Source organism: Salinivibrio sp. IB574 (genome assembly GCF_001996205.1).
Classification (GTDB): Bacteria; Pseudomonadota; Gammaproteobacteria; order Enterobacterales; family Vibrionaceae; genus Salinivibrio; species Salinivibrio proteolyticus.
Window position 1 is genome coordinate 83,441 of record NZ_MUFN01000010.1, and the last position, 8,623, is coordinate 92,063.

General features: G+C 50.1%; 8 protein-coding genes and 1 riboswitch. Of the genes, 5 read left to right on the plus strand and 3 right to left on the minus strand.

All coding sequences use genetic code 11. The features are described 5' to 3' along the window. The first annotated feature begins 3 nt into the window (after nucleotides 1-3). Nucleotides 4-816 (plus strand): 3'(2'),5'-bisphosphate nucleotidase CysQ, encoded by an 813-nt coding sequence (gene cysQ / locus BZJ17_RS06625; RefSeq protein ID WP_069591221.1) that lies wholly within the window; start codon nucleotides 4-6, stop codon nucleotides 814-816. Between the two features lie 62 nt (nucleotides 817-878). Here the strand turns inward: cysQ and sthA are convergent, their stop codons facing one another. Further along, nucleotides 879-2,294 (minus strand): Si-specific NAD(P)(+) transhydrogenase, encoded by a 1,416-nt coding sequence (sthA, locus tag BZJ17_RS06630; RefSeq protein WP_077640181.1) that lies wholly within the window; start codon nucleotides 2,292-2,294, stop codon nucleotides 879-881. A gap of 195 nt (nucleotides 2,295-2,489) precedes the next feature. Between sthA and fabR the strand changes: the two genes are divergently transcribed. Further along, the gene (fabR, locus tag BZJ17_RS06635; protein WP_069586866.1) at nucleotides 2,490-3,125 is read left to right on the plus strand and encodes an HTH-type transcriptional repressor FabR; all 636 of its coding nucleotides are present in this window, start codon (nucleotides 2,490-2,492) and stop codon (nucleotides 3,123-3,125) included. 11 nt (nucleotides 3,126-3,136) lie between these two features. Beyond that, a complete protein-coding gene (locus BZJ17_RS06640) occupies nucleotides 3,137-3,520 on the plus strand; it encodes a YijD family membrane protein (protein WP_069586865.1) in 384 nt (127 codons plus the stop codon). A gap of 91 nt (nucleotides 3,521-3,611) precedes the next feature. On the opposite strand, the gene trmA is transcribed toward BZJ17_RS06640, so the two are convergent. After that, nucleotides 3,612-4,715, minus strand: a complete 1,104-nt coding sequence (trmA, locus tag BZJ17_RS06645) for a tRNA (uridine(54)-C5)-methyltransferase TrmA (RefSeq protein ID WP_077640189.1) — start codon at nucleotides 4,713-4,715, stop codon at nucleotides 3,612-3,614. Nucleotides 4,716-4,837: 122 nt separating this feature from the next. Further along, nucleotides 4,838-5,071, plus strand: a riboswitch (cobalamin riboswitch). A gap of 31 nt (nucleotides 5,072-5,102) precedes the next feature. Between trmA and BZJ17_RS06650 the strand changes: the two genes are divergently transcribed. Together BZJ17_RS06650 and murI are read left to right on the plus strand one after the other, a co-directional pair. Continuing rightward, the gene (locus tag BZJ17_RS06650) at nucleotides 5,103-6,917 is read left to right on the plus strand and encodes a TonB-dependent receptor (RefSeq protein ID WP_077640182.1); all 1,815 of its coding nucleotides are present in this window, start codon (nucleotides 5,103-5,105) and stop codon (nucleotides 6,915-6,917) included. 80 nt (nucleotides 6,918-6,997) lie between these two features. Further along, nucleotides 6,998-7,816, plus strand: a complete 819-nt coding sequence (murI, locus tag BZJ17_RS06655) for a glutamate racemase (RefSeq protein ID WP_077640183.1) — start codon at nucleotides 6,998-7,000, stop codon at nucleotides 7,814-7,816. Here the strand turns inward: murI and BZJ17_RS06660 are convergent. Then, a complete protein-coding gene (locus BZJ17_RS06660; RefSeq protein WP_077458406.1) occupies nucleotides 7,770-8,219 on the minus strand; it encodes an RNA-binding protein in 450 nt (149 codons plus the stop codon). The two genes, murI and BZJ17_RS06660, sit on opposite strands and share 47 nt — an antisense overlap. Nucleotides 8,220-8,623: the final 404 nt, after the last annotated feature.

Sequence of the window (8,623 nt, forward strand, 5' to 3'; positions counted from 1 at the left end):
GGCATGCCACTGCCTGAGTTGTTGCCCGATGTGATTGAAATTACCCGCGCAGCGGGACAAGTGATTCTCGATATTTACCAAGACGGTGATTTTGAAGAAATTACCAAAAGCGATGAAACCCCCGTCACCAGCGCGGATCTTGCTGCACACAAACTGATCACCGAGAAACTGACGGCGTTAACCCCGGATATTCCGGTGTTATCGGAAGAAGATTGTGGTGTGCCGCTCAGTGATCGTCAGCAATGGCAGCGTTACTGGTTGATTGACCCATTGGATGGCACCCAAGAGTTTATTGCCGGGAGTGGCGATTTTGCCACCATTATTGCGCTGGTGGAAAATAACCATCCGGTGATGGGAGTGGTCTATGCCCCTGTCTCGGGTGTGACTTATTATGCGTGCCAAGAAAAAGGGGCGTGGAAAATTACCCCCGATGGCGAAATGCATCGCATCTCGACAATGAAGCGAGAAGAGGCCATCACCTCACTCTCGATTGCTATTAGCCGCCGTCAAGATATTCATGCCGTGACAGAAAAACTCGCCCCTGAGATCAACTATGATTTGGTCCCACTAGGGTCCGCAGCATTGAAAGCGTGTTTGGTCGCTGAAGGCGCGGTAGATTGTTATTTGCGTCTAGGTCCGACTGGGGAGTGGGATACGGCAGCCACCCAATGCATTGTCGAACAAGCAGGGGGGCGGATTTTAAGTACCGAGTTGGACCCCTTGTCATATAACGAGCGTGACTCGTTGCAAAACCCCAACTTTATTGTACTGGGTGATGAATCGCTCGCTTGGTCCTCGATATTGCGTGCATCGTAACAGTCGCGCGAAACGGCACCGTCAGGTGCCGTTTTTTGGTAAGAGACAGCGATTGGTACCGCTTAGAACAAGCGATTTAAGCCGTTGAGTGCAGCAACGCGGTACGCTTCGGCCATGGTCGGGTAGTTAAAAGTCGTGTTGACGAAATAGTCGATGGTATTACCGGCGCCTTTTTGCTCAAAAATCGCTTGGCCGATGTGAATGATTTCCGAGGCGCGTTCACCAAAGCAGTGGATCCCCAAAATCTCACGGGTATCGCGATGAAAGAGGATCTTTAAACTGCCAACATCCATCCCGGCAATTTGGGCGCGAGCGAGATGTTTAAATTGCGAACGCCCGACTTCATACGGGACTTTCTCTGCCGTGAGCTCTTGCTCCGTTTTCCCCACAGAACTGATTTCTGGGATGGTATAAATGCCGGTGGGAATATGTTCAATGAGGCGTGCATTGGCATTGCCTTGGCTAATTGCTTCTGCGACGACCCGTCCCTGATCATAGGCCGCGCTGGCCAAACTTGGATAGCCAATCACATCCCCAACCGCATAAATATGGTCAACCTCGGTCGAGTAATTGTCGTCGACGCTCAGCTGGCCGCGAGAGTCGGGCGTCAGTCCCACCGCACCAAGATTCAACTTATCTGTGTTACCGGTGCGACCGTTGGCATAGAGCAGGCAGTCGGCTTTCATTTTTTTACCTGAGGCAAGATGGACAATGACCCCGTCATCTGTGCCCTCAATGCGCTCATAGGTTTCATCATTGCGGATCAGGACCCCGCTATTCCAGAAATGGTATGACAGGGCATCGGAAATTTCGTTATCCAAGAATGACAACAAGCGATCACGGGTATTGATTAAGTCAACTTTGACGCCAAGCCCGCGAAAAATAGATGCATATTCGCTGCCAATGACACCTGCGCCATAAATAATCACGTGGCGCGGGTCATGCTTGAGTGACAGAATTGAATCACTGTCGTAAATACGTGCGTGGCTAAAATCGACATCGGCTGGTTGATAAGGGCGTGAGCCGGTCGCAATCACAAAATGATCGGCAGTGTAATGCTCTTTGCTGCCGTCAGGGTGGCGAACGGCTAAAGTATGTGCGTCAACAAATTCCGCCATTCCATGGAGCAGCGTGCACTGATTGCGATCGTAAAAACCCTGACGAAGGCGCGTTTGTTTGCCGATCACGGAATCGGCATGGCTCAGGATTTGAGAGAAGGTGCTGTGAATACTTTTGGTATTCTGGGTGTAGATCGGGCTTTGATTAAATTCAATAATCCGACTAACGGTGTGACGCAGTGCTTTGGAAGGAATGGTGCCCCAATGGGTACAGCCACCACCGACAGTGCTTTCGCGTTCTATCACGGCCACGCGCTTGCCCGCCTTGGTTAGCCCCATTGCCGCGCCTTCGCCGCCTGGGCCACTCCCTATTACGATCGCATCAAAATGATCAACAGGGCGAGGATTCGACTTGCTCATAGGATTCAAACCTTATTTTCATTATTGCAACATCCATTTATGACCAGTTTAACGCTTATTGGCAGTAAGGTTAACTTTCCTGCATGATCTGGACGTTCGCGTGGAAAACGCAAGGCGCTGTTCAAGAGGGTGTTTGGCTGATTTAGGACGTAAAAATGCGTATAGTGTCGCCATGATGACGGCAGGTTGAGTGTGATGGGTATTCGAGCAGAACAAAAAGAAAAGACGCGTCGCTCATTGATTGATGCGGCCTTTAGCCAATTGAGTGCGGAGCGAAGCTTCTCGAGCTTGAGTTTGCGAGAAGTCGCGCGTGAAGCAGGCATTGCGCCAACCTCATTTTATCGCCACTTTAAAGACATGGATGAGTTGGGATTAACCATGGTCGATGAGGGGGGGCTCCTGCTTCGTCAGCTGATGCGTCAAGCCCGTCAGCGTATTGCCGCAGAAGGTAGTGTGGTGCGTACCTCGGTCGAAACCTTTATGGAATTTGTTGAAAGCAGCCCCAACGTTTTTCGCTTGCTGCTTCGCGAACGTTCAGGTACCTCAGCGGCGTTCCGTGCGGCTGTAGCACGAGAAATTCAGCACTTTGTCGCAGAATTGACCGAGTATTTGCAGTCTCGCACGCAGCTCACCTATGAAGAAGCGTACAATCAGGCTGAAGCCTGCGTGATCTTGGTATTCAACTCCGGCGCGGAAGCGTTAGATCTTGATACACATTCACGGGCAGAATTGGCCGAGCGAATGGTGATACAATTGCGCATGATAGCCAAGGGAGCTTACTGGTATCGTAAAGATCGTGAGCGGCGGGCATTACAGAAAAAGCTGTCATAACAGGTGAAAACATGGAACATGAGCAAGTTAAATCTGAGCGTAAATTCTTAGTACTGTCATTGATCACAGGTATCTGTGGCAGTGCCACTCTCGCCACGCTATTTGTCGGTGGTGTGGCGTTTTCTATTTTCCCCATTCTAGCGTTTGTGTTGGCCGTACATGCTTGTTACCAATTGCATGAACGCCAACCCCTCACTGAAGGCACACCGCTGATCGCGTTTGCGTGTTTCTTAGTGGGTGCGTTTGGGTACTCTGCGTTCATGCGTATGCAAATGCCAGAATTGGGCGGTAACTTCTTCTCGATTTTGGTTGCTATGGTATTGGCGTTTTGGGTGGGTCATAAGCTGGGCTTTTTCAGCCGCAAAGCCAAAAACGATACAGCCTCTGACGTATGAGCCCTGCGCGGCGAATCGCACACTAAAACGAGTGAATAAAAAAGGCGTCGAGAGACGCCTTTTTACGTTGTAACGAACTCGCTTCCTGTAATTATTTACGCTCCAACCACACACCCGCTTCGGTATGGTGGGTGAACGGGAATTGATCGAACAGCGCACAGCGACTAATGCGGTGTGTTTGGCTGAGGCGTTCTAGGTTCTCGACCAAAGTCTCAGGGTTACAGGAGATATATAAAATCCGATCGTAACCTTGCACCATTTTGCAGGTTTCATCATCCATGCCCGCACGAGGAGGGTCGACAAAGATGGTATTGCACTGATAGTCACTCAGCGTTACCCCTTGGTCTTTTAAGCGGCGGAATTCGCGCTCGCCATTGATCGCTTGAGTGAACTCTTCGGCAGACATGCGAATAATTTGCACATTGTCGATGTTGTTGGCGGCAATATTGTATTGCGCCGATTGTACCGAAGGTTTCGCCAGCTCGGTGGCGAGGACGCGGCGAAAGTTTTTCGCTAGTGCCAGTGAGAAGTTGCCATTCCCACAATACAGCTCCAGCAAATCACCTTGGCTATCGCGGGTGCAATCAATGGCCCATTCCAGCATTTTCTCCGCCACCGGCCCGTTTGGTTGGGTAAAGCTGTTTTCAATTTGCTGGTAGATCAATGTCTGACCATCGGCATTGAGTTTTTCCAAAACGTAGTCGCGGTCTAGCACTTTCTTTTGCTTGCGCGCACGGCCAATCAGGTTGAGGTTAAAGCCCTCATCGTTCAAACGTTGTTTAAGCGCTTGCGCGGCCTCGCCCCACTCTTCGTCTAGCTGGCGGTGATACAGCAAAGACACCAAGATCTCACCGCTTAAAGTGGAGAGAAAATCAACTTGGAAGAGCTTACGTCGCAACGCGTCGTTAGGCTTGATGGCATCCATCAATAGCGGCATCAAATCATTGATCAAACGGCTTGCGGCAGGAAAGGTATCGACTCGATACTTCTGCTTGGTCGCAGGATCAAACATGATGTAATACAGGTCGTCGCCTTCATGCCATACTCGAAACTCTGCGCGCATCCGATAGTGGGTTTCCGGTGAGCGAAAGATCTCTAGCTCAGGCGCATGAAACGGCGCGAGTTGGGTAGTGAGTCGTTGGACTTTCTCAGCAAGCTGTGTGTCGTAGTCAACGGCGGTGTGAGCCTTGGTCATGATGGCTGCCTCAGCGATTGGAAAATGAGCGCAGATTTTAGACAAATCCCCAGCCATGTCCACCCTTGCTCACGATTCTCCTTTATTCAATAGGGTTATCAATGGACAATATCCATCTAGACGGCTACTATCCGTGAGCGGGTACGCGATCAGCAAGTATAAGCCTGTTGGTCACTGGAATGCGGTGAGAATCCGCAACTGACGCGCAGCGGTGTAAGAGAACGACCCTAACTCGGCGCTAGGCCAGACACTGTCGCCAATACTGTTTAACAGTATGCGATGGGAAGTCGTTAGCAGTAGGCGGCGAAAAAGCCATGCTCTTAAGTCCGAACACAGCCCGCCCCGCAGCATAACGCTGCATATTCTCGCGATAGAAAGGAATAACCAATGAACAAACAGATTTTGGCGAGCCTAGTGGCGGCGTCATTACTCCCTGTGAGCGCGTGGGCCGAGCAAAATACCGAAACGGTGGTGGTGACTGCTAGTCGGTTTGAGCAGTCAGATGCTTCAGTGTTGCAATCGGCAACTATCTTAACGCGTCAAGACATTGCGCGCTTGCAGGCGCGAAGCCTTGTCGATGTATTGCGTACGGTGCCGAGCATCGAGATTGCTCAAAGCGGAGGCCGTGGACAAATTGCCTCTATTTTTATGCGCGGCACGGAATCAGACCACTCTTTAGTCTTGATTGATGGCATGCGTATGGCGTCATCCATCAAAGGCTCGGTGGATTTTAATCAGATCCCAGTAAACAGTATCGAGCGTATTGAGATTATTCGCGGCGCACGCGCCACACTTTATGGGTCGAGCGCGATCGGCGGGGTGATTAATATCATCACCAAAAGCAATAAAGAGCGAGCCAATGTCTCAGCGACCGTAGGCAGTTTGGATCATCATGCTGTTAGTGGCGCATGGGCAACAAAATTGGGCGATCACGGTCACTTCTCTGGTGCGGCTGGGTATGAGTCGAATGATGGATACAATGTTCATCCAACGACAAGTAACCAAGGTGATCAGCATGGTTTTACCGGCCGCAATGCGCAGCTTGGATACAGTCATCGCTGGAATCCATCTTGGTCGGCCGATATCACGGGGCGCTGGTACCAGAATGAGTACGATTACGATAATTTTGGTAGCTTAAAACATGGCTGGTTAGAAAGCCAAGCACTGGCCAGCACGCTGAACTATCGCTCTGATGTCTGGAGTGCAACACTCAGCGCAGAAATCTCCCAACAAGAAAACTTCGACTACAGCCCTGGCAGTGACCGTAAAAACAATAAAACTTCAGATGTTGAGCAAATCTCTACCTCGTTGGGACTCCAGTATCAAGCCACGGAGGATTGGCTGCTTGGTGGTGGTGTGGATTATCGTCAAGATACCTTTAATGAAGGAAGCTTGATTACCAACCCCGATGATATTGCAATCAACCCGCGTGATAACCTTGGCACTTACCTTTTAACGCAATTTAGTCCAGTAGAGGCACTATCTATTGAGGCAAGCGCACGCTCGGATGATAACGAACAATACGGACAACATACGACGTGGCAGACAAGCGCGGGTCTTGCGATAGCGGAAGGGTATCAATTGGTCGCCAGCTACGGCACCGCTTTTAAGGCCCCAAGTCTGACTGAACTTTACGGATGGGGCGGTAATGCAACACTCAAGCCGGAGGAATCATCCAACACCGAGCTTGCTCTTCGTGGTGTGACGGCTGACGTTGATTGGTCACTCACCGGCTATATCAATCGCATTGATAATCTCATTCAGTATGCAGGTAGTTACCCCAACGGTCAGAACCAAAACGTGGGCGAAGCTAAGATCGAAGGCGTTGAGTTTATTGCTAACTTTGATGTCCACGCTTTAAATAACCGCATATCGTTAGAATATAAAGACCCTAAAAATGAGAAAACAGGCGAGCAGCTCGCACGTCGCGCTAAACGGATAGCGAAGTGGGATGCATCCTACCAATGGGAGCGACTGCAGCTCGGTACTCAGTGGCAGTATCAAAGTGAACGTCTGGATTATTCCGGTGGAGAGATGTTGGGAAGCTATAGCCTGTGGACGATTACTGCTTCCTATCAGGCGACCGATAATCTGACCGTAAAAGGTAAAGTCGATAATGTATTTGATAAAGACTACGAAACCGCGGGTGGTTATCCGTCAGCTGAACGCGGCTATTTTATGACGTTAGACTATCAGTACTAGTGCCTGTTTCACGGCGAAACTAGCTTTAATCACGCCTTTATCGTTATGATAAGGGCGTTTTTTTATTGAGTGGCTGGATCATGGCGCAACCCCATATTCTGATCTTTGACTCCGGTGTCGGAGGCTTATCTGTCTACCAAGCGATCAAGGCAAGCTTGCCGAGCGCTCAATATACCTACCTGTTCGACAATGCCGCTTTCCCTTATGGCGAATTAGAAGATCAACGCCTAGTGCATCGCGTACTTACTCTGATCAAAGCAACCTGTGAGCGCCATGCAGTCGATATCATCGTCATCGCGTGTAATACGGCCTCGACACTCGTGCTGCCGACACTGCGTGACGCACTCTCTATACCGGTTGTTGGCGTGGTGCCAGCGATCAAGCCAGCGGCGGCTTTGAGTCAACACAAAGCTATCGGTCTGCTCGCGACCCCAGCCACCGTCAGCCGGCCTTATACGGCACAACTGATCGCAGATTTCGCCAAAGATTGCCGAATTGTCTCGGTAGGGACAACAGCATTAGTACATATGGCAGAGCGTAAACTGCGAGGGGAGGCGGTGAATCAGCAAGACCTTAGCGCCATACTTGCACCGTTTGATTCGCACATCGATGTCTTGGTGCTAGGCTGTACCCACTTTCCACTCTTACATGATGAAATACAGGCGGCGATGGGTAAACAGGTCCAGTTGGTTGACTCCGGCAGTGCCATTGCACGTCGTGTTGCCTCATTGGTCACGCCGCAAGCATCTATCACTAGCGATAACAGTGATGGCAATCGCGCATACGCGACGGCGACGCCTATAAAAGCCGCCGCCTTGTCTGATTATATCCGCTCGATTGGACTAGAGCGCGTTAGCTATGCTCCCGCTTTTTTGGATCGTTCGCTTCACGCACTTTAAGTGTTCGCTCGCCGTAAACATTGTTGTTTAGGGCATCGATAGCATCATCTGCATGCGCAGCCGCCATCACAACAAAACCAAAGCCACGACGTTTACCGGTACGCTTGTCCTTCATTAACCGTACCGCAAATACTTCTCCATGCTCGCCAAACAGGGACTTCACATCATTTTCATTGGCGCGATAGGGCAGGTTGCCGACATAAATCGTCTTACTCTGAGGGGGCTCTTCCTCTTTTGTTGCAACGGTCACTGTGGCTTGAGGAGCATATAAGCAGGCAATACCACTGATAACCGCACCGGCAGCGAAAGCCAAAGCGGGAGAAACCGTACTCATTAGGTTTACTACAATGGCACCGAGGATGGCGATGGTGATAATCAATACAAAAGCAATTGGTGATTTCATAAGCGTCATAAGCGTTAATACAAGTAATAAAGTGATGGTACGCAAGACAATTTGGCAGCGGCGTACCCTTAAATGGTTCTTAGAAAATCAACCAGCGTTACTTCTTGGTAAAAGGCGCGTAGCTATAATGTTTCAAATCGCTGGTTATTCATCATTTTAGGTGGATTATTGTCCACTCGAAATAAAAAACGCGAAAAACCCTTGTCAGTGTGATCCGGGTCGCTATAATGCGCCTCCATCGACACGGCACACAGGGCAAGCGCTCAGCGGCCATGTCGGGGCAAAAAATCAAATAAAAATAAACGCTTGACGTCAGTTTTTAAATGATTAAGATAGCCCACCTACTTAACGCCGACAACGCGTTAGGGGAGTCAAAAAGAGGTTTTGTTTTCGCCGGTTGGCAT

Excerpts from the sequence above, each read along its gene's own strand:
- cysQ (WP_069591221.1), top strand. The coding sequence starts at position 4 with ATGCCACTGCCTGAGTTGTTGCCCGATGTGATTGAAATTACCCGCGCA.
- sthA (WP_077640181.1), bottom strand. The coding sequence starts at position 2,294 with ATGAGCAAGTCGAATCCTCGCCCTGTTGATCATTTTGATGCGATCGTA.
- fabR (WP_069586866.1), top strand. The coding sequence starts at position 2,490 with ATGGGTATTCGAGCAGAACAAAAAGAAAAGACGCGTCGCTCATTGATT.
- BZJ17_RS06640 (WP_069586865.1), top strand. The coding sequence starts at position 3,137 with ATGGAACATGAGCAAGTTAAATCTGAGCGTAAATTCTTAGTACTGTCA.
- trmA (WP_077640189.1), bottom strand. The coding sequence starts at position 4,715 with ATGACCAAGGCTCACACCGCCGTTGACTACGACACACAGCTTGCTGAG.
- BZJ17_RS06650 (WP_077640182.1), top strand. The coding sequence starts at position 5,103 with ATGAACAAACAGATTTTGGCGAGCCTAGTGGCGGCGTCATTACTCCCT.
- murI (WP_077640183.1), top strand. The coding sequence starts at position 6,998 with ATGGCGCAACCCCATATTCTGATCTTTGACTCCGGTGTCGGAGGCTTA.
- BZJ17_RS06660 (WP_077458406.1), bottom strand. The coding sequence starts at position 8,219 with ATGAAATCACCAATTGCTTTTGTATTGATTATCACCATCGCCATCCTC.